The sequence below is a fragment of the Alloalcanivorax sp. C16-2 genome, assembly GCF_046507615.1.
Taxonomy (GTDB): domain Bacteria; phylum Pseudomonadota; class Gammaproteobacteria; order Pseudomonadales; family Alcanivoracaceae; genus Alloalcanivorax; species Alloalcanivorax marinus_A.
Genome location: NZ_JBKFTL010000001.1, coordinates 1,634,547 through 1,661,461, shown reverse-complemented (window position 1 = coordinate 1,661,461; position 26,915 = coordinate 1,634,547). Strand labels below are relative to the sequence as shown.

The following is a 26,915-nucleotide window of genomic DNA, read 5'->3' as shown; positions in this document are numbered from 1 at the left end:
AACGGCGAACGAGAGCGCGCTTCGCGCTCCCGCCCGCTTTACCACGAGGAGAAACGACCGCATCAATAGGTCACGGTCACGGTGACGGTGTCCGTGTAAGCGCCAGCGGCGACGCCGGTTTGCCCGCTGGGAACACGGCCGAAAACGGTCAGGGTCTGGACGCCGCCGTCGCCGGTGCCGGCCACGGTGTCGGTATCCACCACGTCGCCCCAGTTGGTGTCCCGGGTGCCGTCGCTGTACAGAGCGTAATCAAGCGCGCCGGTGCCGCCGTCGCCCATCTGGCGGCTGCTGGTGGTGGCGCCATCGGCGGTGCCGGGGCCGATGCCCACATCGTAGGCGGTACCCGTGGAACAGGTCACCTCGATGCTGGACGTGGCGTCCACGTCGGTACCACTAAGCAGGTCCACGTTACCGAAGGCCAGATCACCGGCGGTCACTGAACAGGCGTCCAGCACCGTGGCCGAGACCTGGAAGGTGTCGGTGGTGGTGGCGGCCAGCGCCGACGCGCCGACCAGCAGCAGGGGGGTGGACAGTATGGCAAGCTGAAGTTGTTTCATCGGAGTCACTCCTGATTGGTCCTTTAGGACTCGGTTTTGAGGGGTGAAGAACAAAATGATTCGTCCTCCACCGGGCGGATTCTAAATACAGAGTTCACTATTTATTCGTGATACAGTTCACACGAATAAGAAGAAATAATTAATACCAATAGCCTATATCTTGACATTCACTAGTTATTTATTACTGCCTCTCTCTCTCTCACCCCAAGCTCACCAATAATGAGGTGCCTGGACAAAGGAATAAGAATCAATAACAATTACGGTTTGATTTCCCGCACGGGCAGCCATGACCTCCCAGCCTCCGATGCCGCATCTGTATGCGCGGTGCCGCCACAAGATCCATCGTTATCTGTGGCTGCGTACCGGCGACCCGGAGTTGGCGGAGGATCTTACCCAGGAGTGTTTCGCCCGCCTGCTGGCGCACAGCCGGCGGCAAACCATCGAACGTCCCCTGCCCTACCTGTACACCCTGGCCGGCCGCCTGCTCACCGATCACCGTCGCCGTCATGAGACCTGGCGCACCAACACCCTGACCCCGGAGCAGTGGGACGACCTGCTCGACGACAGCGAGCGTCCCGATATCCTTTACGAAAGCCAACGCCGGGTGGACGCGGTGGCGGCGGCCCTGGAGCGGCTGCCGCAGCGTTCCCGGCGGGTGTTCGAGCTGTGCCGTATCGAGGGTCACACCCACGGCGAGGCGGCACGGGCCCTGCGCCTGTCCACCAGTTCGATTCAGAAGCACCTGGCGCTGGCCATGCGTTACATCCTCGACCAGACCCGTGCCGATGACTGACAATAGCGCCCCTCAACCCACTCCTGGGAAGCTCCCGCACGGACCGCACGCCATGCCCCAGCCTTTCTCCAACACCGTGGAACGCACCGCCCGTGACTGGTGGCTGCGCTGCCAGGCCGGCCCTCTGGACACCGGGGAGCAGCACCGCCTGGAGGCCTGGCTGGCCGCCGACCCGGCCCACGGCGAAGCCCTGGCGGAGCTGGAGATGCACTGGGAACTGGCCGGAGAGGTACCACCGGCCACGGTCGGCGCCACCACCAAGCCACGCCGGGCCACCGCCTGGCTCGCGGTGGCGGCGGCGGCGCTACTGGTAATCGCCTGGCAGGCGCCGGACTGGTGGCTGCGGGCAAGGGCGGACTACCTGGCCGGTGCCACGCCGCTCACCCTGACCCTGGCCGACGGCAGCCGTCTGGACCTGGCCCCGGGCGCCGCCGTGCGGGTGGCCTACAACGACCGTGCCCGGAACCTGGAACTGCTGCGCGGCGAGGCCCTGTTCCGGCCAGCGCCGATCAACGCCGATGAACCGCGCCCGTTCACGGTGCACAGCGGCGACGCGGACTTCACCGCCCGGGGCACCGCGTTCTGGGTGCGTCATCGTGACGGCGCCGAACAGGTGGGCGTCACCGAGCACCGGGTACGCGCGCGCCTGCCCGGTGGCCGGGAGCGCCTGCTGGAGGCCGGCGATGCCGCCCGCCTCACGGACCAGGACGGCATCCGCCCGCTGCCGCTGGACCCGGCCCGCGAAGCGGGCTGGGCTCAAGGCGTGCTGGTGTTCGAGCAAACCCCTCTAAGTACCGCGCTGGCGCGCATCAACGATTTCCGGTCGCGCCCGGTGGTACTGCTCGACCGCGCCCGCGGTGGCACTCCGGTGGAAGCGGTGCTGCACCTGGACAACCTGGACAGCGGCGTGCCCGCCCTGGCCACCAGCCTGGGCCTGAAGAGCCAGAACCTGCCCGGCCTGACCCTGCTCTATTGAACGATCACGAAAAAAATTTACTGCATCCGCGCATTCAAACGTCATAGCCCTCAACAACAACGCTTCTCATTTCCATTGATGTAAGGATCGACCGGTTATGGCTTTGACGTTTTCTCGCCGCCTGGGCGGCGCCGGGCTTGCCCTGATGCTGCTGTCCCCCGCGCTCCAGGCCCAGGCCGAAACACCCGAGAGCACACTCACCGCGCCGGCGGAGCGCACCTATGACCTGCCCGCCCAACCGCTGCGCTCCGCCCTGCTGAGCTTCGCCGAACAGGCCGGCGTGGACCTGATCGTTGGCGGCGCGGACCTGGAAGGCCGACAAAGCGCCCCGCTGCGCGGCCAGTACAGTGTCAACGGCGCGCTCGACGTCCTGTTGGCCGGCACCGGCGTGGGCTACCGCACCAACCAGACCCCGGACAGTGGCCGGCTCACCGTGCACCTGATCCCGGCGCCGCCGGCCCGGAGCAGCGCCCATCAACTGGAAGACGTGGTGGTCTCCGCCGCCCGCAGCCACACCGTGGCCGGCAAATCTCCGCGCAAGATCACCATGATCTCCCGCCAGCAGATCGAGGAGCAGATGGCGATCAGTGATGATCCCGGCGCGGTGCTGGCCAACCTGATTCCGTCCTACTCGCCGAGCCGTCAGAAACTGTCCAATACCGGCGAGACCTTCCGTGGCCGCACCCCCCAGTTTCTGATCGACGGCGTGCCCCAATCGAACCCGCTGCGCAACGGCGGGCGCGCCAGCTACACCATCGACCTGAGCATGGTGGAACGCATCGAGGTGATCCACGGCGCCAGCGCCGAATACGGCCTGGGCGCCACCGGCGGCATCATCAACTTCGTCACCCGCCGCCCGGAGAAGCCCGGCTTCCAGCAGCACGTTGGGGTCAGCCTGACCAGCGACGACGACTTCCAGAGTGATGGCCTGGGGCACAAGCTGGATTACCGCTTCACCGGGCAGACCGAACGCTGGGACATCGTCGCCGCCGCCAGCCGCCAGGAGCGCGGGCTGTTCTATGATGGCCGCGACCGCGCCATCGGCTTCGCCTACCCCGGCGAGATCCAGGACTCCACCAGCCACGATCTGTTTCTGAAGGCGGGCTATTGGCTGGACGACAACCAGAACATCACGTTCAGCGCCAATCGCTTCGAACTGGAAGGCGACCACGACTACCGGGCGGTGCCCGGCGACCTTGCCAACGGCATTCCCACCAGCGCCGAGAAAGGCGGTGCCGAAGGCGAGCCCATGTTCAACAAGGTCACCACCACCCGACTCAGCTACAGCCATGGCAACTGGCTGGGCAATGAACTGGACGCCCAGGTTTACTACCAGGATTTCGAAGGCCAGTTTGGCGCGCTGCGCTCCGGCTCCTTCCAGGACCCGGCCCTGGCCCCGGTGGGCACGCTGCTCGACCAGACCCGCAACGAATCCGAGAAGATGGGCAGCCAGTTCACCCTCAAGCGCCAAGGGCTGCTCCGCGACCATCTGGACCTGGCCACCGGCTTCGACGTGCTCAGCGACGAAACCCGCCAGAGCCTGGTGCTCACCGACCGGGTCTACGTGCCGGAAACCGAATACCGCAACTACGCCGGCTTCGTGCAACTGGACCTGCGCCCCCTGGACCGGCTCGCCTTCTCCGGCGGCGCCCGCTATGAGTACGCCAAGCTGAAGGTGGACGACTACCGCACCGTGGAAGCCAACAACGGCGTACTGGTGCGCGGCGGCGATCCGGACTTCGACGAGATGCTCTACAACATCGGCGCCACCTACCAGCTCACCGACCAGGTGCAGCTGTTCGCCAACTATTCCGAAGGCTTCGGCATGCCCGACGTGGGCCGGGTGCTGCGCGGCATCGACGAAACCGGCCAGGACGTGGACAACCTGCTGGCCCTGAAACCCATCGTCACCGACAACCGGGAGGTGGGCCTGCGATTCAACGGAGAGCGCACCCGCTTCGAGGTGAGCTACTTTGAATCGGATTCCGACTACGGCGAGCGTCTCACCGAGGAGAACGGCGTGTTCGTGGTCAACCGGGAAAAAGTGGAAATCAAGGGCGTGGAAGCGACCCTGGACTGGCGCGTCACCGACGCCCATGAGCTGGGCCTCACCTACACCCACCAGGAAGGGGAATCCGACACCGACGGCGACGGCGACGTGGACACCACCCTGAACGGCCTGAGCGTGGCCCCCGACCGCATCGGCGCCACCTGGAACGCAAGCTGGAACGACACCCTGCGCTCGCTGGTGCAGGTCAACCACTATCGCGACCGCAGCTTCGACCAGGACGGCCTGGACTTCGACGGCTACACCCTGGTGGACGCCTCCCTGGTGCGCACCCTGCCGGTGGGCCGCGTCAAACTGGGCGTGGAGAATCTGTTCGACAAGGACTACGTGACCTACTACTCCCAGGCCGGCCGGGTCAGCCCGGACTTCTACTTCACCGGCCGTGGCCGGGTCTACAGCCTGGGCTACAGCGTCGACTTCTGAGCCCGGCCCCCTCCAATCTCCCATCCTCCTCCGGCCCCACCACCGCCGTCCCCACCCCGGGGACGGCGGCCCCTTGACTTTAATTAGATAAAATGACCAAATACTAATAATTCAATTAAAAAAATAAGAAATCAGGTCATGGATGACGAATGTACGGTATCGAATGGACGAAAACGGCGGTGAAGCAGTTGCGCGGGATTCAACCGCACAAACAGCGGATGGCGATTCTCGGCGCGGTGGCGCGCCTCGCGGATTGCCCGACCAACGCCGCCAACGTTAAGGCCCTGAAGGGGCGCCAGGCCGGCTACCGGCTTCGCGTTGGCCGTTACCGGGTGTTGTTCGATCTGAACAACGGAGTACGGATCATTACGGTACAAGAGGTGAAAAAGCGAGATGAGCGAACCTACCAAGGCTGACAACGGTAACGCGCAGATCATTCGGGATGACAGCGGCAACCCACTGTACGCCGTGGTGCCGTTCGATGAATACCAGAAGCTGCTGGACGCCGACAATCGCGTCACCCTGCCCCACGAGGTGGTGACGCTGATGGTCGCCAAGGATCTCAGCCCCATGGCCGCCTGGCGCAAGCACCGGGGCCTGTCCCAGGCGCGCCTGGCCGAGAAGCTGGGCGTCACCCAGGGCGCCGTGGCCCAGGCCGAGAAAGCGGGCAACAGGCCCCATGTGGAAACCCTGCGCGCCTGGGCGCGGGCGTTGGAGTGCGAGGTGGCGCAGCTGACCGGGTGATGGCTGGCTGTGGGACTATCTATCGCAGTAGGAGCGGCCGGGCGGCGTTCCGTTTCAGCCGCGATTGGGCGGCACCCAACGCCGGATCGCGGCTAAAGCCGCTCCTACAGCATCATAGGTCGTCAGGGAAGGTGCGCCGGCCTTTGGCCGGCTTGTCGAACCGGAGGGTTCTTACCAGAGCCGCCCTGACCGCCAAATAAAAAACCCGGAACTTGGCTACGTCTACAAAGGGCTGCAGGGGGGAGGGATTGATTCGACGGCTTCGCCGTCTCACCCCTTCGGGGCGCCACCTGCTGTGGCGTCCTGCGCCGGCCTTTGGCCGGCTTGTCGAACCGGAGGGTTCTTACCAGAGCCTCCCTCACCGCCAAATAAAAAACCCCGCTTGCGCGGGGTTCTTTATTTGGCGGTGAGGGAGGGATTCGAACCCTCGATACGTTGCCGTATACACACTTTCCAGGCGTGCTCCTTCAGCCACTCGGACACCTCACCAAAACTGATTGTCACTACCGGTTGCGCCTGCTCTGGCAGTCGCACGCAAGCGTGCTCGCTATTCGGGCATTCTGCCCTCACCCCTTCGGGGCCGTCGCTGCCTAGCAGCGACGTTCGCTTGCCTTCGGCAAGGCGTCAGCCACTCGGACACCTCACCAAAACTGATTGTGCTCCACACAGCTGAACGGTCGGCTGCGACCAGTGCAGAGGGCGCGTAGGGTACCCGAGGGGCGCGATGCTGGCAAGGCCGGCGCGGTTCGTTTGGCGAGGGTTTGTACAGCGCTCAGTCCACCAGCCGGGCCAGGTAGAGGCCCTGGAATTCACACACGGTGTCGCCGGCTGGATTGGTGGCGCGGGCCTGGACCGTCAGGGTGGCCTTACCACGCCGGATCAGTCGTTCGTTGAAACGTTCACGCTGGCCCGGCGCCGGACAGGCGGTGACGGTGAGATCGTCCTTCAGTGGCAGCCGATACTGCTGGCTGCCCTCCACCGCCACCACATCCACGGCGCGGCCTGGATCGTCCGTGCCAGCGATCACCGCCTCGGCGATCAGGGTGGTGCAGGACCAGCCCGCCAGAGTCAGCAGGGCCACCTGGCTGCCGGCGAAGAAGGTGCCCTTATCGTTGTGGTTGGGGGCCAGGGGCGCGGCCAGCGTCAGGGCATCACCGTCGAAGCCGGTATAACGGAATACCAGATGCCGGGTCAGCGGGATGGCGGCGCGCACCCGCCCGGCCAAAGCCTCCAGGTCAGCCACGGGGCAGCTCGCGCAGAAAGTCGTCCGGGCTTTCGTCGGGCAGCCGCTTGGCCGGTACCGCCGGCGTGCCCAGGTAAATGAAGCCCACCACCTGGTCCTTGTCGGCGAAGCCAAACTTCTCCTTGACGCTTTCGTCGTTGGCCAGGTCCCCGGTACGCCACATGGCGCCGAAATCCATGGCATGGGCGGCCACCATGATGTTCTGTACGGCGGCACCCACCGCCAGCACCTGCTCCCAGACCGGCACCTTGTGATCTTCGGTGACCTCGGCCACGGCAACGATGATCACCGGCGCGCGCAGGGCCTTGCCACGAATATTGTCGCGGGCGGCCTGGTCGGCGTCCGGCTGACGCTTGAGCAGCCGCCACTCCATGATGTCGGCGAGGCGCTGGCGCTGCTCGCCGCGCAGCACGATGAACCGCCAGGGACGCAGCATGCCGTGATCGGGGGCGCGGATGGCCGCCTCCAGCAGCCGGCGCAACTGATCGTCGTCGGGGCCGGGCTCGGTGAGACGGGGCACGGAAACGCGTTGCGTCAGAGCGGTAAGGGTGTCCATGGTGGCTCCTGCTTGAGAACGCCGTAGTGTAACCGCTTCCCATGGAAGCGATGAACCCCGGCGGCGGCCCGCGTGCAAATTTCGATCAGTCTTTTTTCTGAACGCACAACTGGGTAAGCTCCTTCGAACATTGCGTCCAGATTGCGCTTCATGAGCACACCCAAGCATCGCCCCCGGCGCCCGTACTTGGACCCCAAGCAGCGCGCGCAGCGGCTAAGCAACTACATTCGCCTGCTGGCCTTCGTGGTAGCGGCCACCCTGCTGTTCGCGGGCATCAGCCTGGGGCTGTACCCCTCCGCGTTCCTGCTCGGCGTGGCGGCACTGCTGGCCTGGCCATTACTGGCCCAGACCGCGGTGTTCATGGCCCAGCGCCGGGACGTGCGGGCCGAGCGAGTGTCCCGGGTGCTGATGCAGCTCGACGCCGCCGTTGTCGGCGTGGCCTGTGCTCTGCTGCACTTCTCGGTGGTGCCCTGCCTGGTGTTGCTGATCATCGTGCACGCCAATTCGGCGAGCAGCGGCGGCCTCAAGGCCTGGCTGCTCAACCTGCTGATGACCGCCGCCGGTGCCGTCGCGGGAGCGCTGGCACTGAACGTGCCGTGGCAGCCCACGCCCGTGCCGCAGAGTCTGTCGGTGCTGTCGCTGGTGGGCCTGGCCCTGCATGTGGGCGCCAGTTCCTTCTACGCCAACCACCAGACGCGCATTCTGCGCGAGGCCCAGGAACGGGTGAGCGAGCAGCAACAACAGGCGGTGGAGCTGTCCCGCAAGCTGGCCAAGTATCTGCCGCCCCAGGTGTGGGGCTCGCTGTTTTCCGGCAAGCGCGACGCCAAGCTGGAAACGCGCCGCAAACGATTGACCATTTTCTTCTCCGACATCCGTGGCTTCAGCACCATCTCCGAGGAGTTGCCGCTGGATACCCTCACGCGCATGCTCAACACCTACCTGAGCGAAATGACGCGCATTGCCCTGCACTATGGCGGCACCATCGACAAGTTCATCGGCGACGCGGTGATGGTGTTCTTCGGCGACCCGAAAAGCGCCGGCGCCCAGGAAGACGCTTTCCGCTGCGTGGCCATGGCGGTGGAAATGCAGGAATACATGCGCTTCCTGCGCATGAAATGGCGTCACGAGGGCATTGATCAGAAGCTGGAGATCCGCATCGGCATCAATACCGGCTTCGTCACCGTGGGCAACTTCGGCACCGACAGCCGCATGGACTACACCATCCTCGGCACCGACGTGAACCTGGCCAGCCGCCTGGAATCCGCCTGCCGGCCTGGCCAGGTGTTGATTTCCGAGGGCACCCACCGGCTGGTGAAGGACCGGGTGCGTTGCCGTAGCGTGGGCGAGATCCAGGTGAAGGGGTTCAACCGCCCGGTGACCGTGTACGAAGCCCACGAACTCAAACGCCATGCCGGCAGCAAGCGGCGCTTCGTCACCGTGGACAGCGCCGGGCTGGGGCTGCATGTGGATCTGGAGCGCATCCACAACTTCGACAAGAAGACCATTCTCAAGACCCTGGCGGGCTGCGCCGCCGAACTGAAGAAAGGCCAGCCGGTGACCCTGCGCTATGAGACCGAGGGCTTCGCCCTGTACGTGGACGCCAAGCGACTGCGCGAGCGCGACCAGGAGAAGGTGGTGGAGATGCTCGGCCAGGCGGCCCAGCGTATTCAGGACCGGGTGCGGATGTGATACAAGAAAGGCGTTGCAAGTTATACCCCTGAACTCAACACCACCGGGACCATCATGCACTCACCGTCTTCAGGCTGGCTGGGCTGGCTAGAACGCGCGGGCAATCGCCTGCCCCACCCCACCCTGTTGTTCGTCTGGCTGTGTCTGTTGATGCTGCCGTTGAGCGCGCTGCTGGCGCTGCTCGGCGTCACCGCCGAGCACCCTCTGGAGGAACGGAGCATCGTGGTGCGCTCGCTGCTGGATGGCGAGGGGCTGCGGTACGTGCTTACCCATCTGGTCGGCAACTTCACCGGCTTCGCGCCCCTGGGCGTGGTGCTGGTGGCCATGCTCGGGCTCGGCATCGCCGAGCATTCCGGCCTGCTCGGCGCCGGCCTGGCGGCGCTGGTGCGGCGCGCCTCCCACCGTACCCTGGTGGTGACCGTGGCCTTCGCCGGAGTAATGTCGAGCATCGCCTTCGACGCCGGCTACGTGGTGCTGATTCCGCTCGCCGGCTTCCTGTTCCAGCTCGCCGGCCGTTCGCCACTGGCCGGTATCGCCACGGCGTTCGCGGCGGTGTCCGGGGGCTACAGCGCCAATCTGCTGCTCGGGCCGGTGGACGCGGTGCTGGCCGGCCTGTCCACGGAAGCCGCCCATCTGGTGGATGGCCGGCGCGAGGTGTCGGCGGCGGGCAACTACTGGTTCATCATGGTGTCCACGGTGCTGGTCACCGCCCTGGTGTCGCTGATCACCCTGCGCGTCACCGAGAAGCGGGTGGCGAGCACCGACGCGGACGCCGAGAGCGAGGACCTGGCGCCCCGGGTGGACCGGCGCGCGGCCCGCTGGACCCTGGTCACCCTGACCCTCGGCCTGGCCGGCATCGCCGCCCTGGTGGTACCCGCCGGCGCGCCACTGCGCGGTGAGGACGGCGCCATTCTGCAGTCACCGTTCATGTCTTCGCTGGTGGTACTGATCGCTCTGCTGGCGGCGGCCTGCGGCGCCGTGTACGGCCGCGTCAGCGGCACCTTTCGCTCCGCCGCCGGCATCATTCAGGCGATGGAAACCACCATGGCGTCGATGTCCGGCTATCTGGTGCTGATGTTCTTCGCCGCCCAGTTCGTGGCCTGGTTCGGCTACAGTCAGCTGGGGCTGGTTCTAGCGGTGAAGGGCGCGGCCTGGCTGGGCGGGCTGGAGCTGCCCACGGTGCTGCTGCTGTTGCTGTTCGTCGGCCTGGCGGCGCTGATTAATCTGATGATCGGCAGCGCCTCGGCGAAGTGGTCGATCCTGGCACCGGTGTTCGTGCCCATGCTGATGCTGCTCGGCATTGATCCGGAGGCCACCCAGGCCGCCTATCGGGTAGGCGATTCCAGCACCAACATCATCACGCCACTGATGCCGTATTTCGCCCTGGTGCTGGGTTTCGCCCGGCGTTACCGGGCGGACACCGGCATCGGCACTCTGATCGCGCTGATGTTGCCCTACAGCCTGGCGTTGCTGCTGGGCTGGTCGATTCTGCTGGCGGTGTGGATCGGCTTCGGCTGGCCCCTGGGGGCGTAGGGAAACCCTGCCGCAGGAGCGGCGGGCGGCGTTATCGCGCGGGCGCCGGGTTATACGGCATCCCGCGCGACGGCGGTGCTAGTTGATCAGGCGCAGGGTGAGGGGGTAGCGGTAGTGCTCGCCGCCGCTGGCTTTCACCGCGGCGATGATGGTCATCACGATCCAGAAGATGAACACGGCGGGCAGCAACAGAGCGCCGATCACCACGAAGGTGAGCAGGAACGATACAAAGCCGGCGATGGCGATGGTGATATTGAAGTTCAGCGCCTCCTTGCCCTGCTCGTCGACGAAGGCGCTCTCCTCGCGCTTCACCAGCCACATGATCAGCGGCCCGATGATGTTGCCCAGCGGCAGCACCAGCCCGGCCAGCGCCAGCAGGTGGCACGCCATGCCCAGGTTACGCTCCTCCTTGGGCGGCGCGCCATCCGCGCTCGCGTTGTCCGCGCCGGACGCGGGCCCGGGCGCGGTTTGCGGCGGCGTCACGTTGTCGGGTTTCGGCGTATTGTCCGGCGTTTCGTTGTCGCTCATGAAAAAGATCCTATGTAGTGGGTTTATTGGCGGATGGTACGTCGGTTGGCCGGGGTGTCTTCATAATTGGACCGGAACGGATTGATGTCCAGCCCGCCACGGCGGGTGAAACGTCCATATACGGACAACTGGCGCGGCGCGCAGTGGCGGGACAAATCCACGAACACCTGCTCCACGATCTGCTCATGAAAGCCCTGATGGTTGCGCAGCGACACCACGTAGCGCAGGAAGCTGGCCGGGCTGATCGGGCGTCCGGTGTAGCGCACCTGCACGGTGCCCCAGTCGGGCTGGTTGGTCACCGGGCAGTGGCTGCGCAGCAGGTGCGAGACCAGCACGCCGGTCTGCTCCGGGCCCTGGTCGGTGAGCAGCAGCTCCGGGCGGTACTCAAAGTGGTCAAAGGCCACGTCCAGGGTATCCACCAACTGGCCGTGCTCTTCCCAGGCCGGTTCCCGTTCCGCTTCGCGCAGGGTCAGCACGCGCACGTCCACCGGCGCGCCGGCCACCTCGGCCAGATCCTTGGCGATCGTCGCCACCACCCGGTCGCGGCTGTCGAAGCGGCTGTTGGCGAAGCTGTTGAGGTACAGTTTCAGCGACTTTGACTCGATGATGTTGGGCGAGGTGCAGGGCACGATCAGCTCCGCCAGGGCCACCAGGGGCTTGCCCTTCTCGTTGAGCCAGGACAATTCATAGGCGTTCCAGATGTCCATGCCGTGGAACGGCAGCGTGGTATCCTCCAGCTCCAGCGACTCGCGGGCGTCCCAGCGCGGTACCGGGCACAGCAGCGACGGCGTGTACTCATCGATGAAATCACTGTTGCGCCCCAGCGGCGTGTCCTTGAGATAGCTCATGGCCTGCTCTCCTTGTCCTTGTTCTTTTCCCTGTTCATCCCCGGATGCCGGTGCCGCGGTTCAGCAACCACAACGCCAGCGAGTAAAACACCAGCACGAACACCAGGATAGCGCCCAGTGACGCGTAGACGTTGACGTCGCTCACACCCAGCACGCCGTAACGGAAGGCGTTGACCATGTAAACGATGGGGTTGATCAGGGTCACCGCGCGCCAGAAGTCCGGCAGCAGATCCAGAGAATAGAACACCCCGCCCAGGTAGGTCAGCGGCGTCAGCACGAAATTCGGGATGATGCTGATGTCGTCGAAATTACGCGCGAAGGTGGCGTTGAGAAAACCACCCAGGGAGAACAACGCCGAGGTCATCACCACCACCGACACGGTGATCCAGGCGTGCTGCATGGTGAGGTCGGTGAAGAACAGGCTGAGCACGCTGACGATCAGCCCCACCGCCATGCCGCGTGCCATGCCGCCGACCACGAAACCGGTGAGAATCACGTAGTTGGGCATCGGCGACACCAGCATCTCCTCGATGGAATGCTGGAACTTGGTGGAGAAGAACGAGCTGACCACGTTGCCGTAGCTGTTCTGGATCACGCTCATCATGATCAGACCCGGCACGATGTACTGCATGTAGTCGAAGCCGCCCATGTCACCGATGCGCCGGCCCACCAGGTTGCCGAAGATCACGAAATAAAGGCTCATGGTGATCGCCGGCGGCAGCAGGGTCTGCGGCCAGATGCGGGTGAAACGACGGATTTCCTTGACCACGATGGTGCAGAAGGCAACCCATTGCTGATAGGCACTCATGAGGCCACCTCCTCGGCGGGCGCCGCCTGGCCGGGCAGATTCTGCTCCACCAGCCGCACGAACAACTCCTCCAACCGGTTGGCCTTGTTGCGCATGCTCATCACGCGCAGATCCAGCTCCGCCAGCTCCACGAACAGGCGGTTGAGGTTTTCGGTCTTCGGCACCTCCACCTCCAGGGTGGCGGCGTCACGCAGGCGCACCTGGAAGCCGGGCAGGCGCGGTGCCTCGGTGACCGGCCTGGCCAGGTCGAGAATGAAGGTTTCCACCTGGAGTTTCTCGAGCAGGGACTTCATGTCGGTGTTCTCGACGATCTGGCCATGGTCGATGATCGCGATATGCCGGCACAGGGACTCCGCCTCCTCCAGATAATGGGTGGTGAGGATGATGGTGCGGCCCTCGTTGTTCAGGCCGATCAGGAAATCCCACATGGAACGGCGCAGTTCGATGTCGACGCCGGCGGTGGGCTCATCGAGGATCAGCAGGTCCGGTTCGTGCACCAGGGCACGAGCGATCATCAGCCGGCGCTTCATGCCACCGGAGAGAGTGCGCGCCTGATTCTTGCGCTTGTCCCACAGGCCGAGCTGGCGCAGATACTTTTCCGCGCGCTCCCGGGCGATGCGTGCCGGAATGCCGTAGAAGCCGGCCTGAGTGACGACGATGTCGAACACCTTCTCGAACTGGCCGAAGTTGAACTCCTGCGGCACCACGCCGATTTTCTGCTTGGCCAGGGCGCGCTGGCGGTCCAGGTCGTAACCGAGAATGCTCACCTCGCCACTGGTCTTGTTGACCAGGGAACTGACGATGCCGATGGTGGTGGACTTACCGGCGCCGTTGGGCCCCAGCAGCGCGAAGAAGTCGCCTTTCTCCACCGTAAGATCGATGCCCTTGAGGGCTTCCACGCCATTGGCGTAGGTTTTTCTGAGATTGCGAATGGTCAGGGCGGACAAGAATCACCTCGCCGTCGGATAGTCGGATAAAAAGGTCAGGGAAAAGCCCTACGTGGGGACCGCGATGCCGGCTTTCAAGCCTCGTCCAGCGGGCGGTGGCCGTGCTCGCCACGCCATACCCAGTGAAGATGGTGCTCCTCGAACCACAACCAGAGCCCTTCCATCATCCACGGCCAGTGCCCTTCATCAATGGCGTCGCGGCCTTCCAGCTCCGCCACCAGCACCGCGAGGATGGTGTCGTGGGTCACGTGCACCGCCAGGGCACCCGGCGCCGGCTCCCGTTCCCGCAGGTAGGCGGCCAGCTTGGCGCGACCCGCCGCCGGCGTCAGCATGCCGTCGAACGGGCGGCGCAGATGGGCGTTGAGAAACCGCAGCGCGCCCATCTTCAGGAAGGTGGGCCCTACCCGGTTCAGGTCTTCCACGTAACAGCCCGGCTCCACCAGGGTGGCGTCGGTGATCACCTCGGGCAGGTGATCAATCAGGCCGGCTTCGCGAGCCCCCTCGGCCATGGCCGTGGCGGTATCCACGCAGCGACCCACCGGGCTGGAATAGAAGCCGGCCACCGGCCGCTCCAGACGCGCGCCCCACTGCCGAGCCATGGCCACGCCTTCCGGTGTCAGCGGCAGACGGTAATCGGCGAACCCGTTCTTGGCCAGTTCGCGAACCGAGTGGCGGGTCAACAGGTGGGCTGGCCGGTCTTCCGGCAGCATTTGCAAGGCATCGTGGAGGCGGGGATGTAATCGGGCCATGTCTTCTCTCTGCGCCCACTCATCTTACGGACGCGCGACGGCAATGCCAACCGCGCACGCGGCGCTGGCAAAACCGCGCCGCCCTGCTATGGTGGGCGTCATGATTTTCACGCAACGCCGACCCGGCGCCCGCCCCGCTCCCATTGTTTCCGCCCGCGCGTCCCGCGCCGGCGCGCGCCTGCGCGTCTTCCTCCCCTAACGCCGGACCCGGTTCAGTATCGCCCCGGGGGTCCGGCGCTCCGGGGCCCCGATACAACTCTCATTCCAAGCGAACACTGAACGGAGCGCGCCATGACCGCCCTGCCCCCGATTACCGTTTCCACCCTGGACCGGGATCGCCTGTACGCCCTGCTGGAAAAACACCGCGGCGACGAGGAGGTGGTGGACCACCTCTACGATGAACTGGACCGGGCCCACTACCTGGCCCCGGACGCCATGCCCGACACCGTGGTACGACTCAACAGCCGCGCCCGCTTCCTCCACGAGGACAGCGGCAAGACCCACGAACTGGTGCTGTGCCTGCCCACCGAGGTGGGCGCCGGCGAGGACCGTCTGTCGATTCTCAGCCCGGTGGGCGCCGCCCTGCTCGGCCTGGGCGTGGGCGATACCATCGAGTGGCCCAGCAAGGGCAAGACCCTGCACCTGACCCTGATCGCGGTGACCCCGGCCTGACGCCCTCCCCTGTTTAGGGGACTGCTGCGCCGGCGCTCTCTGTGGTGCGATTCGTTCCTTGAACAGGAGCGAACGACATGACAACAACTTCCCTGGCGTCACGGCTGCTGGTGGGAATCGGGCTGCTGGCGCCGATCACCACGCCGGTGGGCGCTGAAAGCATCGATGTGGGGGACCGGGAAACCGTGGCCGCCGCCGGCGGCACCCGCCCCAGCCCCTGGCAGGCCGGTTCCTTTTTGCAGATCGGCGGCGAGCTGATCGTCGGCGCCGGTGGCACCGTGGAGAACGGCCAGGGTTACATCGGCAGCGACTTCACCAACGGCGCCACCGGCTCCGCCACCGTCACCGGCACCGACGCGCTCTGGGCCAACAGCGGCGTTCTCTACGTTGGCGACCTCAGCGACGGCGTCCTCGACATCGAGGACGGCGGCCGGGTCACCGCCCTGCAAACCTACATCGGCAGCGACCTGGGCGACGGCCAGGTGGTGCTCAGCGGCGACGGCAGCCGCCTGGACTCGGGCAACACCCTGTCGGTGGGCGAGATCGGCCCGGGCACCCTGGCCCTGGGCGCCGGCACCACGGTCACCAATGACATCGGCTACGTGGGCTCCTTCGAGGACGGAGAAGGCTTGGTCCAGGTACAAGGCGGCCGCTGGGAGAACCGCGGTGATCTGGTGGTCGGCGGCGCCGGCGACGGCCAGGTAAGCGTCGGCGCCGGCGGCACCGTGATCAGCGACAACGGCTTCGTTGGCAGCGGCGCCGGCGGCCAGGGCCGGGTCAGCCTGGGCGGCGCGGACGCCGGCTGGGAAATGGCCTCGAACCTGGTGGTGGGCAGCCAGGGCGGCGGCGAGATCACCGTCAACGCCGGCGCCACCCTGTCCAACGGGGTAGCCTTCGTGGGCAGCGAGGCGGGCTCGTCGGGGAGCGTGACGGTGCTCGGTAACGGCGCGCTGTGGAACAACCGGGGCGCCATTCTTTTGGGCAACAACGGCAACGGCGAACTCACTATCGCCGATGGCGGCACGGTACGCGCAAACGGCGTGGTGGTCGGGGTGAACGCTTCGGGCACCGGCTCGCTGACGCTGGGCGAAGGCGGCACCCTGGAAACCCCCTGGGTGGATCGGGACGCGGGCGCCGGCACCTTTTATTTCGACGGTGGCCGCTTCCTCGCCAGCAGCGACCAGGACCGCCTTTTCCTCAACTTCAATGACGGCGACGTGGTGATCCGGGCCGGCGGCGCGATCATCGACAGCAACGGCCACGACCTGATCATCAACACCGCCCTGGACGGCGACGGCGGCCTCACCAAGGCCGGCACCGGCACCCTGGTGCTGAACGGGAACAACCTGTTCCGAGGCGCCTCCCGGGTGGACGGCGGCGCGCTGATCGTCAACGGCACCGTGGCCGGCTCCACGGTGACCGTGACCGACGGCGCCCTGCTAGGCGGCACCGGCACCCTGGGCGGCGCCCGCCTCACCGACGGCGCCACCCTGGCGCCGGGCAATTCCATCGGCACCCTCACCGTGGACGGCGATCTGGTGTTCGAGTCCGGCTCGGTGTTCCAGGTGGAAGGCGCCGGGGACGGCTCGGCGGACCGGGTGCGGGTCACCGGCGGCGCCACCCTGAACGGCGGCAGCGTGGCGCACATCGACGCCGGCGGCGACTACCAGCCGTTCACCCGCTACACCCTGATCGACGCCGACCAGGGCGTCACCGGCCGCTTCGACCAGGTCAGCACCAACCTGGCGTTCCTGCAGCCGCTGCTGGACTACGACAGCAACACCGTGAGCCTGCGCCTGGTGCGCAACGACGCCACCTTCGCCGGCATGGCGCGCACCGCCAACCAGAGCGCCGCCGCCAACGCCGCCGAGCAACGCGGCATCGGCGACCCGGTGCACGACGCCCTGCTGCTGCAGGCCGCCGACGGCGCCGCCGTGCGCGACGCCTTCGACCAACTGGCCGGGGCGGTGTATGCCTCCACCCGGGCGGCGCTGATCGAGGACAGCCGCTTCCTGCGCCAGGCCGCCGGCGACCGCCTGCGCGCCACCCAGGGCCCCGGCGCCCCGGGCGCCACCCTGCTGGCCCGCGACGCGGACAGCGGCGCCACCGTCTGGACCCGCGCCTATGGCGCCTGGGCGGACCGCGACGCGGGCGGCGGCGTGGCCGGCACCGAACACCGCGCCGGCGGCCTGTTCCTGGGCGCCGACGCCCGCCCGGCGCCGGGCTGGCGCCTGGGCGCGCTGGCCGGCTACGGCCAGACCCGGCTGGACGTGGACGGCGGCGACAACCGGGCGGAAAGCGACGACTACCACCTGGGCCTGTTCGCCGGCACCCGCCTGGACCGCCTGCGGCTCAGCCTGGGCCTGGGCCACAGCCGCCACCAAGTGGACACCGAACGCGGGATCGCCTTCGACGGCTACCAGGGCCGCGCCGGCGACCGCTACGACGCGACCACCACCCAGCTGTTCACCGAAGCCGGTTACCGCTTCGACGCCGGCCCGGTGGCCCTGGAACCCTTCGCCGGCCTGGCCCGGGTGCGCTACCAGGAAGACCGCCACCGGGAAACCGGCGACCCGGCCGCCCTCAGCGGCGGCGGCGAGGACGCCGACCTCAACGTCGCCACCCTGGGCCTGCGCCTGGGCACCGGCCTCGGCCTCGCCGGCCTGGACGCCCGCGCCCACGGCACCCTGGGCTGGCAACGCACCACCGGCGACGTGAACCCGCGCACCGAGCACGGCTTCGCCGGCGGGCAACGCTTCACCGTCACCGGCCTGCCGGTGGCCGACGAGGCGGCCCTGCTGGAAGCCGGCCTGAGCCTGGCGCCCACGCCGCGCACCCGTCTCGGCCTCGCCTACCAGGGCCGCTTCGCCAGCGACACCCGACAACAAGGCGCCAACCTCACCCTGAACCTTGCGTTCTGATACGCCGGGGACGCTACCGCGAAGCGTCCGGGCGTGGGCCCCTTCCGGGGCCCCAACCACCCTAGAGCAAAGAACGCCCCTTACCCCGGTAGACCCGCAAAATATCCGCCATCACCGCCAAGGCGATCTCCGCCGGCGTCTTGCTGCCCAGCGCCAACCCGATCGGCATGTGCAACCGCTCGATCTCCGACTCGCTCAAATGGCCGGAACGGCGCAACCGCTCCGCCCGCTTGGCGGACGTGGCCCGGGACCCCATCACGCCGATGTAGAAGGCCGGCGTGCGCACCGCCTCCATCATCGCCAGATCGTCGATGCGCGGATCATGGGTCAAGGCCACCACCGCGGTGGCCGCGTGGCAGCCCTCCGCCTCGATGAACAGCGACGGCAACACCTCGCGCACCGTCACCCCGGCCACCGCGAAGTCCGCGCAGGCCTCCGGGTCCGGATCACACACGATCACCTCGAACCCCATGGCGGTGGCGAACTCCGCGCAGAAACGGGACACCGGCGAAATGCCGGCGATGATCAAACGCCGCGTGGGCCCCACCCGGATCAGCACCTGGTCGCCGTGACGTTCCACCGCCGCGCCCTGGGGCGGCGCCTCTTCCAGCGACGCGGCGCCGTCGCGCAACGACACCCGCCGCCGCCGGGGGGTGCGCCCGGCCATCACCTCATGCAGCGCGGCCAGATGCTCGCGTCGCGCCGCGTCGGGAAGCCAGTGCTCCACCAACACGTCCAGGGAGCCGCCGCAGGGCAGCGTCACCCCCGGTGCGTCCACGCTGTCGCCGCCGTAGCGCACCACCATGGCCGGCGCCTGGAATTCCCCGGCGGCGATCCGCGCCAGGAAATCCTCCTCCACGCAGCCGCCGGACAGGGAGCCGGCATGGGCGCCGTTGGCGCGCGCCACGAACAGGGAGCCGGGCTCCCGGGGGGAAGAACCGAAAGTGGAAAGGACCGTGCAAAACCACAGCGCCTCGCCTTCACTCAACCAGGCCCGGGCCTGGGAGACGACCTGAAGATCAAGGTGTTGCATTCATTCTCGCCGGAACAGGGATTGGAACCAGGATTTGATCACATTCAGCGTCAGCCGTACCACACTCAGGCCCGCGCCTCCGCCCTCGGACACCTGCCCTCCGGACAGCACCGTCTGCACATTGTCGGCGAACATCCGCGCCATGGCGCCGACGAAGCTCTTCACCAGACCACCACGGCTGAACTGGGACAACGGCCCGGTGACGCTGTAGGAAGCGACGAACTCAATGCGGCAGCGCTGGTCGCCGTCGTCGGCGATCACGGCGAAATCCATGGCGCCGCTGGCACTGGAGCCGCTGCGGGCGTCCCGCCCTTCGCCTTCCATGCGCCCCTTGCGGGTCTGGTCGTCGAAGTGGAAACGGCCGTTGCCCCGGAAACGGGCGCGGATCGCACCCAGGGACACTTCCATCTCCACTTCCAGTTCATTGCCATTGACCGACAGCAAACGCGCCCCCGGCACGCAGGGCACCACCCGTTCCACATCACTGAGAAAGGCCCAGACCTCGTCCGCCGGTTTTCGCACGGTGATCGATTCACGCAGAGTCTGGTCATCGTCGTCGCCGTCCGACGGCGTGGCGGTAACCGCCGTCATCTGCCCGGCGCGACGCTTGAACGGCCTGAACGGAGTACCCTCCCAGGCCGGCTCCTCCGGCGGCGCCGTTGGTTCGGTGGCGTCGGCCAGCAACTGATCGCGGCGCTCGAACACCGAGCGCACCGCGTTGACGATGCCCACGTAGCCGGTACAACGGCAGATGTTGCCGCCCAGGGCAATGCGGATCCGCTCATCGCTCAGCGTCCGGTGGCGCAGGATAATGTCGCGGCAGGCTACCAGCATGCCCGGCGTGCAAAAGCCGCACTGCAGGCCATGAAACTGCATGAACGCCTCCTGCAGCGCCGCCATCACCGGATCGTCGTCGCCACCCTCGATGGTGCGCACGCTGCGCCCTTCGCAGGCCCGCGCCAGGGTAATGCAGGCCCGCACCGGCTGGCCGTCCATTTCCACCGTGCAGGCGCCGCACACACCGTGCTCGCAACCCAGATGGGTGCCGGTCAGGTCCAGATCGTCGCGCAGAAAATCCGCCAGGCTGGTGCGCCCTTCCACCTGGCCGCTGACGGCCTCGCCATTGACGTCCAGGGTCAGTTCAGAGAGAGACGGTTTCGTGCTCATCGAGTAGCTCCAATCCGTGCCAGGGCGCGCCGCACCGCGACCTTGTAAAGCTGGCGGTTAACCTCGGGATAATCACCCAGGGCCGTGTCCACCGCCGCGTCCAGTACCGCCAGGGCCGCCGTCGGCCCCTCGGCGGCGAGCGCTTCCGCCACCGGCTCCAGGGGCACCGGCGGGCTGTCCAGGGCGCCCACCAGCACCCGGCAGTAACCCCGTTCCGGGTCCACCACCACCACCCCGGTGGCCTGGGAAAATTCGCCCACTTTCTTGCAGAACTTGTAGTAGCCCCAGCGCGCGCTTTCGCTAAGCCGGGGCACCCGCACGCCGGCCAGAATTTCGTTGGGCGCCAGCTCGGTCATGAAGGCGGCGTGGATGAATTTTTCCGCCGGCACCTCACGCACGCCTTTCTTGCCGCGCAACAAATAGGTGGCGCCCAGGCCGGTCATCACGCACACCCAGTCCGCGGCGGGATCGGCGTGGGACAGGCTGCCGCCCAGGGTGCCGCGGTTGCGCACCGCCCGGTAGGCGATGCGCGAGGCCACGAACGGCAACATGCCACGGGCGGCGTCGGCCACCCTCCGGTCCTCGAAGTCGGCGTGACGCACGGCGCCGCCATAGACGATGGCGTCGCGGCTTTCCTCCACGCCGGTCAGGTCCTCGGCGCGGTGCAGATCCACCAGCACCGCCGGTCGCGCCAGGCGCAGGTTGAGCATCGGCCCCAGGGACTGGCCGCCGGCGATGCACTTGGCCTCGTCGCCATGTTCGGTGAGCAGCCGCACCGCCTCGGCGCCGTCCCGGGCCGGCAGGTAATCAAACTTCACGGGTTTCATGATGCGTTCTCCTTGCCGGAGCGGGCGCCGAGAATCGCCGTCAGAACACGCTCCGGGGTGGCGGGAATGCGGTTGAGTTCCACGCCGAGACCGGCCAGCGCATCGTTGATGGCATTGACGATGGCGCCGCCCGGGGCGATCGCGCCGCCCTCGCCCACGCCCTTGATACCGTGGGCGGTATGCGGCGACGGGCTCTCGGTGTGCTGAATGCGGATGTGCGGCGCTTCCGCCGCGCCCGGCAGGTGATAGTCGGCCAGGGTGGAAGTGAGCGGCTGGCCCTGATCGTCGTAAAGCACCTCCTCGAACAGGGCGGTGCCGATGCCCTGCACCGTGCCACCGATGGTCTGGCCTTCCACGATCATCGGGTTCACCACCCGGCCGGCGTCCTCGACGATCACATAGTCGAGCAACTCGACCTTGCCGGTCTGCGGGTCCACCGCCACCACCACCGCGTGGGAGGCATAGGAAAACACCCCGTTGTCGGTTTTCGGCCGGTAGGCCTCGGTGACTTCCAGGCCACCGTGACGGTCACCCTCCGGCAGTTCGTCCGGGCGCAGATACCAGATCCGGCCCACCTCGGCGAAACTCAGGCTGCCGTTGGGGCCGTGCACTCGATCGCCCTCCAACCGGACCTCCTCCGGAGCGCACCGCAACGGCCGGGCGGCCATGACACGGATGCGTTCGGCGAGCGCTTCGGCGGCCCGCGACACCGCGCCGCCGGCCATCACGATGCCCCGCGACGCGAACGCCCCGTAGGAATACGGCGTGGTGCCGGTGTCCCCCATCAACACGCGGATGCGATCCACCGGGATGGAAAGAATCTCCGAGGCCACCTGGGCGAGCGTGGTCTGCAGCCCCTGGCCGATGCTCTGAATGCCGACGCGAACCTCGACACCGCCGTCCGGCGTCAGCTTCATGCGCGCCTCGTCGTAGCCGGGAATCAACGCCAGCCCCCATTGCGCGAATACCTTGCTGCCGTGAGCGGATTGCTCGGTGTAGGTAGCGAAGCCGATGCCGATCAAACGGCCATCCGGCTCCGGGGTTTTCTGTCGCTCGCGCACCTCATCAAAACGGATCGCTTCCTTGGCGCGCATCAACGAACCGGGATAGTCGCCGGTGTCGTAGTGTTTGTTGGTGACGTTCACATAGGGCATGGCGTCCGCCGGCACCAGGTTCTCGGCGCGCACCTCCCAGGGTTCACGGCCCACTTCCCGGGCAATGGCGTCAATGGTCAGTTCCATGGCGAAGCACACACCGGGGCGCGCCACCCCGCGATAGGGCGTGAACGGCGGCTTGTTGGTGGCCGGCGCGTTAACCTGGCAGCGGTACTCGCGAAAATCATAGGGGCCGGGCAGATTGCCGCCGGCCTGGGCCGCTTCCAGGCCGGCGGTGAACGGCCACACCGAATAGGCGCCCACGTCCACGGTGACTTCCGCGTCCATGCCCAGCACCCGCCCGCGCTTGTCCGCGTAGGCGGTGATGGAATAATAGTGTTCGCGGGTGTTGGCGCCCGCGGTCAGGTGTTCGCGGCGATCCTCCAGCCAGCGGAACGGTTTACGCCGGGTCCAGGCCAGCCAGGCCACGGCGATTTCCTCGGGCTGCAGAATGCACTTGTAGCCGAAGCCGCCGCCCACTTCCGGGGCGATCACGCGGATCAGCGATTCGTCGATGCCCAGGCAACGGGACAGACCGTTGCGGATGATATGCGGCACCTGAGTGGATGAGGTCACCACCAGCTGGCCGTCGCGGTAATCCCACCAGGCCACCACGCCCTTGCCTTCCATCGGGTTCATGACCTGGCGCGCGGTGCGGTATTCGCGCTTGATGACCACGTCGGCGTTGTCGCGGGCATTCGCCGGGTCCTGACCCACCGACAGCTTCAGGAACATGTTGTCGTCCCATTGCTCGTGCACGAGCGCGGCGTCATCGGCCATCGACACGGTCGGCGAGATCACCGGCGGCAACGCCTCCAGCCGCAGATCGATTTCCTCCAGCAGGTCCTCGGCCTCGGCGCGGTTGCGGCCGATCGCCATGGCCAACGGCTCGCCCACGAAACGGACCTTGTCCCGCGCCAGCGGCCAGTGCTCGGAAACCCGGTAACTGGGCAAGGTGGATTCGGCGACGATCGGTCGCACGCCGTCCAGATCAGCGGCGCACAGAACGCGGCTTTCCTTCCCCTCCGGTTTGTTCACCGCCTTGATCCGGGCATGGGCCAGCGGGCTGCGCAAAAACGCCACGTCACACATGCCCGGCATTTTTATATCGCCCACATAACGGCTTCTGCCATGAACAAGACGGTCGTCTTCCAACCGACGTACACGGGCACCAATACCGGTCTTATTCATCCTCTACCTCGCATCCTTCAAAAACCAACGGCGCGGGCGGGCGCCCGAAGGCACCCGCCCGCGCGTCGCATCGCATCGGATCAGTTCGCCCGCGCGGTCATGTATTCCATTTCGGTGATTTCCGAATAAGGCCGTACCACCGCCATGAAATCAGACATTGACTGGTGGATCTTGCTGGCCAGAGCGTCCTTCTTCGCCACCCCGGCGACCACGTCCCCGGACACCTTCTTAAGCTCCTTGAGGGTGTCGGCGTTGAAGGTGGTGACATTGACCTTCGGATAGTCCTTCTTGATTTGCTGCAGCGCCTGGGCGTTCTTGGCCACGAATTCGCTGAGCACCATCTGGTTGGCGTAGGCGTTGGCACCGACCAGCACTTCCTTGAGGTCGCTGTCGAGCTTGTCCCAGGCGGATTGATTAACGAAGCAGTCGAGCACGCCGTTGGGCTCCATCCAGCCGGGCCAGTAATAGTTGCGCGCTACCTGCGGCAGGCCGAACGCCATGTCGTTGAACGGGCCCACATAGTCGGCGCCGTCGATGGTGCCGTTCTGCAGCGCCTGGGTGACCTCGCCCAGGGGCAGTTGCACCGGCACCGCGCCGAACTCCTGTAGCACGCTGCCGGCCAGGGCGCCGGTACGAATCTTCATGCCCTTGAAGTCAGCGGCGGCGTTGATGTCCTTGTTCAGCCAGATGCCCTGCACCGAGGTGTTACCACTGGGGAAGAACTTGAGCCCGAACTCGCCGTACAACTCATCGATGAGCTGCTGCCCGCCACCGTAGGCGAACCAGGCGTTCTGTTCCTGGGAGGTCATGCCAAAGGGCAACGGCGCCAGGAACTGGAAACCGGGGTGCTTGCCGGACCAGAATGCCGGATAGCCGTGCCCCATGTGCAGCGTGCCATCGGCGACCGCGTCGAACACTTCCAGCGGCCCCACCACTTCGCCGGCGGTGTACACCTTGAGTTTCATACGACCACCGGAAGCCTTGTTGACGTAGTCCGCCACCAGGTCAGGGCCGGTGGACAGCAACGGCGAGTTGCGCCGCCAGGTGCTTTGCATGCGCCATTCAATGGCGCCCTTGGCGATGGCGGGAAAACTGACGGTGGCGGCGGCGGCGCCGACGGTGCCGGCGACACCGGCCTTGAACAGAAAATCACGTCTCTTCATGGGTGTAGCTCCTCAATCTCCGCGGTGAAATGCGCAAAAACCTCCACCGACGACGCGGTCACCGCCGGCGGAGTGACGGTAATCAGTCAGCCAGCAATCCCGGCAGCCACAACACCAGATCCGGCCAGATCCAGATCGCCACCACGCCCAGTAATTGCAGGATCACGAATGGGATCACACCTCGATACACGGTGGTCAGCTTGAGGTCGGTAACCGCCCCCTTCAGGAAAAAGATGGCGTAGCCAAACGGTGGGGTCAGATAGCTGGTCTGCAGGACGATGGCGGATGCCACGCCCAGCCACAGCGGGTCGGCGCCCATCATGATCAGCGGTGGCGCGAAGATCGGCACGACGATGAAGATGATCTCGAAGGTGTCGAGGATGAAGCCAAGCACGAACATCACCAGCAGCACGAACAGAATGGCGCCGGTGACACCGCCAGGCACCGCGCCCAGCAGCTCGGCGATCACGTCCTCCCCGCCCAGGGCGCGAAACACCAGCGACAGAATGGTGGCGCCGATCAGGATGGCGTAGATCATCAGGCTCATGGACAGCGAGGAACGGCTGGCTTCCTTGAGCACCTTGAACGAAAACTGCCGGCCCAGGATCGCCAGAACGCAGGCACCCACGCCGCCCAGGGCGGCGGATTCGGTGGCGGTGGCGATGCCGGACAGAATCGAGCCCAGTACCAGCACGATCAGCGCCAGCGGCGGCAGCATGGTGAACAGCACCCGCTTGGGCAGGGTGCGGCGCTCCTCGTCGTTCATGGTCAGCGGCGGGCAGGATTCACTGTTGAACACGGCACGGACGCCCATCACCAGCAGGTAGAAAAACACCAGCAGCAAACCGGGTACCAGCGCGGCGGTGAACAGATCGGTAACGCCAATCTGGGTACCGTTGAAGCCGCCCTGGCTGAGCATCGCCTGGGTATTGGCGTCCTGGAGCATGATGCCGAGCAGAATCAGCACCGTGGAGGGCGGAATGATCTGGGCGGTGGAACCGGCGGCGCAGATCAGGCCACTGGCCAGGGGCTCGTCATAACCGGCGCGGCGCATGGCGGGCAGGCTGATCAGCCCCATCGCCACCACGGTGGCGCCCACCACGCCGGTGGACGCGGCCAGCAGCGCGCCAACGATGATCACCGCCACCCCCAGACCGCCCGGTACCCGCCCGAACAACTGGCCCATGGTGGTAAGCAGATTCTCGGCGATGCGCGAGCGCTCCAGAATCGCCCCCATGAACACGAACAACGGCACCGCCAGCAGGGTTTCGTTGGTCATGATGGAGAAAATGCGCCCTGGCAACGCGCCAAGCATGAGCATGTCGAAAGCGCCGAAGCACGACGCCAGCGCCGCCACCAGAATGGAGGCCCCGCCAATGGCGAACGCCACCGGAAAACCGCTTAGCAGAGCAACAATCAGAACAACGAGCAGAATCAGCAGGAACAGCTCAGCCACGGCCTTTCTCTCCAGCGGACGGGTCGCGAATCACGAGAATGGAACGGAGCACCAGGCTCAGCCCCTGCAAGGCCAGCAGCAGGCAGAACCCCAACAGGCAACTTTTCAGCAGGTACATGAACGGCAGCCCGCCGATGGTAGGTGACGTTTCCAGACGCGCCCAGGAACGCTGGATGCCCGGCCACGCCTTGACGGCGATGAAGTAGAGCATCGGATAGAGCAGCACCAGGGTGCCGAGCAGATTGATCCAGGCCCTGCCACGCACGGAGAGCAGGTTGTAGAACAGATCCACGCGCACATGACCTTCGTGGCGCAGCACATAGGCGGAGCCCAGGGTGAACAGGGCGCCATTGAGCCAGATATAGATTTCCGACAGCCAGGGAAACCCTAGTTCGAAACCGTAGCGGAGCACCGCCACCACCGCGCAGATCACCGCGATGACCGGCATGCCCCATTTAAGGATTTCACCGATGCCATCATTGAGACCATCAATGAGACCCGCCAACCTCTCCATACCGCTTTTCTCCTGCCCATCGCCGTTACAACGTCGTGCCCGTTCAGCGGGCACCGCTAAATGGCTCCACGATCATGTCGATGTCCCTGGGTTTTCCGCGGCCATGGGCGGCGGGGAAAGCGGCGCGCTGGAACGCCAAATTAGGATGGGTAGCACCTATTTTTATGGACAGGTGGTGCGTTGGCTCCTCGGTCATTTTTCTCAACCCTTTGTTATTGCTGTTATTTTTTTATTCTTTCTGAATCGCGTATCACGATTTATTTATCAGTACACTGACTATAATCAACGCTAAACGAATCAAGAGGCCTTTGCAACAGTGTTTCGGGAAGAGCGTTTCAGCAGGCGGACCATCACC

At 66.1% G+C, this 26,915-nt stretch carries 25 protein-coding genes and 1 tRNA gene; 10 read left to right on the top strand and 16 right to left on the bottom strand.

What is annotated here, in order from left to right; translation table 11 throughout:
* Window positions 1-62: 62 nt before the first annotated feature.
* Entirely contained in the window at window positions 63-557 is a 495-nt protein-coding gene (locus ACLD02_RS07810) for a spore coat U domain-containing protein (protein ID WP_410298369.1), read from the bottom strand.
* A 286-nt stretch (window positions 558-843) separates the two neighbouring features.
* Here ACLD02_RS07810 and ACLD02_RS07805 point away from each other — a divergent pair, with 286 nt between their 5' ends.
* The 5 genes from ACLD02_RS07805 to ACLD02_RS07785 all read left to right on the top strand — a co-directional run bounded on the left by ACLD02_RS07805 (window position 844) and on the right by ACLD02_RS07785 (window position 5,561).
* Complete coding sequence (locus tag ACLD02_RS07805) at window positions 844-1,350, top strand: RNA polymerase sigma factor (RefSeq protein ID WP_203100536.1); 507 nt, start codon at window positions 844-846, stop codon at window positions 1,348-1,350.
* Between the two features lie 52 nt (window positions 1,351-1,402).
* Window positions 1,403-2,326: a FecR family protein gene (locus ACLD02_RS07800; RefSeq protein WP_410298368.1), complete on the top strand. Its 924-nt coding sequence runs from the start codon at window positions 1,403-1,405 to the stop codon at window positions 2,324-2,326.
* 97 nt (window positions 2,327-2,423) lie between these two features.
* A complete protein-coding gene (locus tag ACLD02_RS07795; protein ID WP_238400798.1) occupies window positions 2,424-4,817 on the top strand; it encodes a TonB-dependent receptor domain-containing protein in 2,394 nt (797 codons plus the stop codon).
* Between the two features lie 149 nt (window positions 4,818-4,966).
* Complete coding sequence (locus ACLD02_RS07790) at window positions 4,967-5,233, top strand: type II toxin-antitoxin system RelE family toxin (protein WP_410298366.1); 267 nt, start codon at window positions 4,967-4,969, stop codon at window positions 5,231-5,233.
* Window positions 5,211-5,561, top strand: coding sequence for a helix-turn-helix domain-containing protein (locus tag ACLD02_RS07785; protein WP_203100531.1), 351 nt, complete (start codon window positions 5,211-5,213; stop codon window positions 5,559-5,561). Before ACLD02_RS07790 ends, ACLD02_RS07785 begins: the two co-directional genes overlap by 23 nt.
* A gap of 401 nt (window positions 5,562-5,962) precedes the next feature.
* On the opposite strand, the gene ACLD02_RS07780 is transcribed toward ACLD02_RS07785, so the two are convergent.
* The 3 genes from ACLD02_RS07780 to ACLD02_RS07770 form a co-directional block, all read right to left on the bottom strand.
* Window positions 5,963-6,050 (bottom strand) — tRNA-Ser (locus ACLD02_RS07780).
* Window positions 6,051-6,333: 283 nt separating this feature from the next.
* Window positions 6,334-6,804: a YiiD C-terminal domain-containing protein gene (locus ACLD02_RS07775; protein WP_203100524.1), complete on the bottom strand. Its 471-nt coding sequence runs from the start codon at window positions 6,802-6,804 to the stop codon at window positions 6,334-6,336.
* Window positions 6,797-7,360, bottom strand: a complete 564-nt coding sequence (locus tag ACLD02_RS07770; protein WP_410298364.1) for a nitroreductase — start codon at window positions 7,358-7,360, stop codon at window positions 6,797-6,799. Before ACLD02_RS07770 ends, ACLD02_RS07775 begins: the two co-directional genes overlap by 8 nt.
* 150 nt (window positions 7,361-7,510) lie before the next feature.
* On the opposite strand from ACLD02_RS07770, the gene ACLD02_RS07765 reads away from it, so the two are divergent.
* Together ACLD02_RS07765 and ACLD02_RS07760 are read left to right on the top strand one after the other, a co-directional pair.
* Window positions 7,511-9,049, top strand: a complete 1,539-nt coding sequence (locus tag ACLD02_RS07765; protein WP_203100520.1) for an adenylate/guanylate cyclase domain-containing protein — start codon at window positions 7,511-7,513, stop codon at window positions 9,047-9,049.
* Window positions 9,050-9,103: 54 nt separating this feature from the next.
* Window positions 9,104-10,582, top strand: a complete 1,479-nt coding sequence (locus tag ACLD02_RS07760; RefSeq protein WP_410298362.1) for an AbgT family transporter — start codon at window positions 9,104-9,106, stop codon at window positions 10,580-10,582.
* A 78-nt stretch (window positions 10,583-10,660) separates the two neighbouring features.
* On the opposite strand, the gene ACLD02_RS07755 is transcribed toward ACLD02_RS07760, so the two are convergent.
* The 5 genes from ACLD02_RS07755 to ACLD02_RS07735 all read right to left on the bottom strand — a co-directional run bounded on the left by ACLD02_RS07755 (window position 10,661) and on the right by ACLD02_RS07735 (window position 14,462).
* On the bottom strand, window positions 10,661-11,110 hold the full coding sequence (locus tag ACLD02_RS07755) for a DUF4870 domain-containing protein (protein WP_203100516.1): 450 nt from the start codon (window positions 11,108-11,110) through the stop codon (window positions 10,661-10,663).
* A gap of 23 nt (window positions 11,111-11,133) precedes the next feature.
* Window positions 11,134-11,958: an NADPH-dependent 7-cyano-7-deazaguanine reductase QueF gene (gene queF / locus ACLD02_RS07750; protein ID WP_203100514.1), complete on the bottom strand. Its 825-nt coding sequence runs from the start codon at window positions 11,956-11,958 to the stop codon at window positions 11,134-11,136.
* Window positions 11,959-11,992: 34 nt separating this feature from the next.
* Window positions 11,993-12,766 carry an ABC transporter permease gene (locus ACLD02_RS07745; protein WP_203100512.1) on the bottom strand — a complete coding sequence of 258 codons (774 nt, stop codon included), beginning with the start codon at window positions 12,764-12,766 and terminating at the stop codon, window positions 11,993-11,995.
* The gene (locus tag ACLD02_RS07740) at window positions 12,763-13,713 is read right to left on the bottom strand and encodes an ABC transporter ATP-binding protein (RefSeq protein ID WP_203100510.1); all 951 of its coding nucleotides are present in this window, start codon (window positions 13,711-13,713) and stop codon (window positions 12,763-12,765) included. The genes ACLD02_RS07745 and ACLD02_RS07740 overlap by 4 nt, the downstream gene beginning before the upstream one ends.
* Before the next feature lie 74 nt (window positions 13,714-13,787).
* Window positions 13,788-14,462: a histidine phosphatase family protein gene (locus ACLD02_RS07735; protein WP_410298360.1), complete on the bottom strand. Its 675-nt coding sequence runs from the start codon at window positions 14,460-14,462 to the stop codon at window positions 13,788-13,790.
* Window positions 14,463-14,753: 291 nt separating this feature from the next.
* Here ACLD02_RS07735 and rnk point away from each other — a divergent pair, with 291 nt between their 5' ends.
* Both rnk and ACLD02_RS07725 read left to right on the top strand, forming a co-directional pair.
* Window positions 14,754-15,134 (top strand): nucleoside diphosphate kinase regulator, encoded by a 381-nt coding sequence (rnk, locus tag ACLD02_RS07730; RefSeq protein ID WP_410298359.1) that lies wholly within the window; start codon window positions 14,754-14,756, stop codon window positions 15,132-15,134.
* A 77-nt stretch (window positions 15,135-15,211) separates the two neighbouring features.
* Complete coding sequence (locus ACLD02_RS07725; protein WP_410298358.1) at window positions 15,212-18,055, top strand: autotransporter domain-containing protein; 2,844 nt, start codon at window positions 15,212-15,214, stop codon at window positions 18,053-18,055.
* 61 nt (window positions 18,056-18,116) lie between these two features.
* Here ACLD02_RS07725 and ACLD02_RS07720 read toward each other — a convergent pair whose 3' ends face one another.
* From ACLD02_RS07720 to ACLD02_RS07690, 7 genes are all read right to left on the bottom strand, one after another.
* On the bottom strand, window positions 18,117-19,088 hold the full coding sequence (locus ACLD02_RS07720; RefSeq protein WP_410298357.1) for an XdhC family protein: 972 nt from the start codon (window positions 19,086-19,088) through the stop codon (window positions 18,117-18,119).
* The gene (locus tag ACLD02_RS07715; RefSeq protein ID WP_410298356.1) at window positions 19,089-20,255 is read right to left on the bottom strand and encodes a 2Fe-2S iron-sulfur cluster-binding protein; all 1,167 of its coding nucleotides are present in this window, start codon (window positions 20,253-20,255) and stop codon (window positions 19,089-19,091) included.
* Entirely contained in the window at window positions 20,252-21,082 is an 831-nt protein-coding gene (locus ACLD02_RS07710; RefSeq protein ID WP_203100491.1) for an FAD binding domain-containing protein, read from the bottom strand. Before ACLD02_RS07710 ends, ACLD02_RS07715 begins: the two co-directional genes overlap by 4 nt.
* Window positions 21,079-23,427 (bottom strand): xanthine dehydrogenase family protein molybdopterin-binding subunit, encoded by a 2,349-nt coding sequence (locus tag ACLD02_RS07705; RefSeq protein ID WP_410298355.1) that lies wholly within the window; start codon window positions 23,425-23,427, stop codon window positions 21,079-21,081. The genes ACLD02_RS07710 and ACLD02_RS07705 overlap by 4 nt, the downstream gene beginning before the upstream one ends.
* Window positions 23,428-23,507: 80 nt before the next feature.
* Complete coding sequence (locus ACLD02_RS07700; protein WP_203100487.1) at window positions 23,508-24,590, bottom strand: TRAP transporter substrate-binding protein; 1,083 nt, start codon at window positions 24,588-24,590, stop codon at window positions 23,508-23,510.
* 82 nt (window positions 24,591-24,672) lie between these two features.
* Window positions 24,673-26,046: a TRAP transporter large permease subunit gene (locus ACLD02_RS07695; RefSeq protein WP_203100485.1), complete on the bottom strand. Its 1,374-nt coding sequence runs from the start codon at window positions 26,044-26,046 to the stop codon at window positions 24,673-24,675.
* Window positions 26,039-26,560 (bottom strand): TRAP transporter small permease subunit, encoded by a 522-nt coding sequence (locus ACLD02_RS07690; protein ID WP_203100484.1) that lies wholly within the window; start codon window positions 26,558-26,560, stop codon window positions 26,039-26,041. The genes ACLD02_RS07695 and ACLD02_RS07690 overlap by 8 nt, the downstream gene beginning before the upstream one ends.
* Here ACLD02_RS07690 and ACLD02_RS07685 point away from each other — a divergent pair.
* A complete protein-coding gene (locus ACLD02_RS07685) occupies window positions 26,538-26,852 on the top strand; it encodes a hypothetical protein (RefSeq protein ID WP_410298353.1) in 315 nt (104 codons plus the stop codon). The genes ACLD02_RS07690 and ACLD02_RS07685 overlap by 23 nt on opposite strands.
* Window positions 26,853-26,915 lie beyond the last annotated feature (63 nt).

Bases quoted from the DNA above. Each gene is read 5' to 3' on its own strand.
- ACLD02_RS07760 (WP_410298362.1), top strand. From the start codon at position 9,104: ATGCACTCACCGTCTTCAGGCTGGCTGGGCTGGCTAGAACGCGCGGGC.
- queF (WP_203100514.1), bottom strand. From the start codon at position 11,958: ATGAGCTATCTCAAGGACACGCCGCTGGGGCGCAACAGTGATTTCATC.
- ACLD02_RS07755 (WP_203100516.1), bottom strand. From the start codon at position 11,110: ATGAGCGACAACGAAACGCCGGACAATACGCCGAAACCCGACAACGTG.
- ACLD02_RS07690 (WP_203100484.1), bottom strand. From the start codon at position 26,560: ATGGAGAGGTTGGCGGGTCTCATTGATGGTCTCAATGATGGCATCGGT.
- ACLD02_RS07725 (WP_410298358.1), top strand. From the start codon at position 15,212: ATGACAACAACTTCCCTGGCGTCACGGCTGCTGGTGGGAATCGGGCTG.
- ACLD02_RS07720 (WP_410298357.1), bottom strand. From the start codon at position 19,088: ATGCAACACCTTGATCTTCAGGTCGTCTCCCAGGCCCGGGCCTGGTTG.
- ACLD02_RS07745 (WP_203100512.1), bottom strand. From the start codon at position 12,766: ATGAGTGCCTATCAGCAATGGGTTGCCTTCTGCACCATCGTGGTCAAG.
- ACLD02_RS07715 (WP_410298356.1), bottom strand. From the start codon at position 20,255: ATGAGCACGAAACCGTCTCTCTCTGAACTGACCCTGGACGTCAATGGC.
- ACLD02_RS07700 (WP_203100487.1), bottom strand. From the start codon at position 24,590: ATGAAGAGACGTGATTTTCTGTTCAAGGCCGGTGTCGCCGGCACCGTC.
- ACLD02_RS07795 (WP_238400798.1), top strand. From the start codon at position 2,424: ATGGCTTTGACGTTTTCTCGCCGCCTGGGCGGCGCCGGGCTTGCCCTG.
- ACLD02_RS07735 (WP_410298360.1), bottom strand. From the start codon at position 14,462: ATGGCCCGATTACATCCCCGCCTCCACGATGCCTTGCAAATGCTGCCG.
- ACLD02_RS07800 (WP_410298368.1), top strand. From the start codon at position 1,403: ATGCCCCAGCCTTTCTCCAACACCGTGGAACGCACCGCCCGTGACTGG.
- ACLD02_RS07785 (WP_203100531.1), top strand. From the start codon at position 5,211: ATGAGCGAACCTACCAAGGCTGACAACGGTAACGCGCAGATCATTCGG.
- ACLD02_RS07705 (WP_410298355.1), bottom strand. From the start codon at position 23,427: ATGAATAAGACCGGTATTGGTGCCCGTGTACGTCGGTTGGAAGACGAC.
- rnk (WP_410298359.1), top strand. From the start codon at position 14,754: ATGACCGCCCTGCCCCCGATTACCGTTTCCACCCTGGACCGGGATCGC.
- ACLD02_RS07770 (WP_410298364.1), bottom strand. From the start codon at position 7,360: ATGGACACCCTTACCGCTCTGACGCAACGCGTTTCCGTGCCCCGTCTC.
- ACLD02_RS07710 (WP_203100491.1), bottom strand. From the start codon at position 21,082: ATGAAACCCGTGAAGTTTGATTACCTGCCGGCCCGGGACGGCGCCGAG.
- ACLD02_RS07790 (WP_410298366.1), top strand. From the start codon at position 4,967: ATGTACGGTATCGAATGGACGAAAACGGCGGTGAAGCAGTTGCGCGGG.
- ACLD02_RS07685 (WP_410298353.1), top strand. From the start codon at position 26,538: ATGAGACCCGCCAACCTCTCCATACCGCTTTTCTCCTGCCCATCGCCG.
- ACLD02_RS07765 (WP_203100520.1), top strand. From the start codon at position 7,511: ATGAGCACACCCAAGCATCGCCCCCGGCGCCCGTACTTGGACCCCAAG.
- ACLD02_RS07805 (WP_203100536.1), top strand. From the start codon at position 844: ATGACCTCCCAGCCTCCGATGCCGCATCTGTATGCGCGGTGCCGCCAC.
- ACLD02_RS07810 (WP_410298369.1), bottom strand. From the start codon at position 557: ATGAAACAACTTCAGCTTGCCATACTGTCCACCCCCCTGCTGCTGGTC.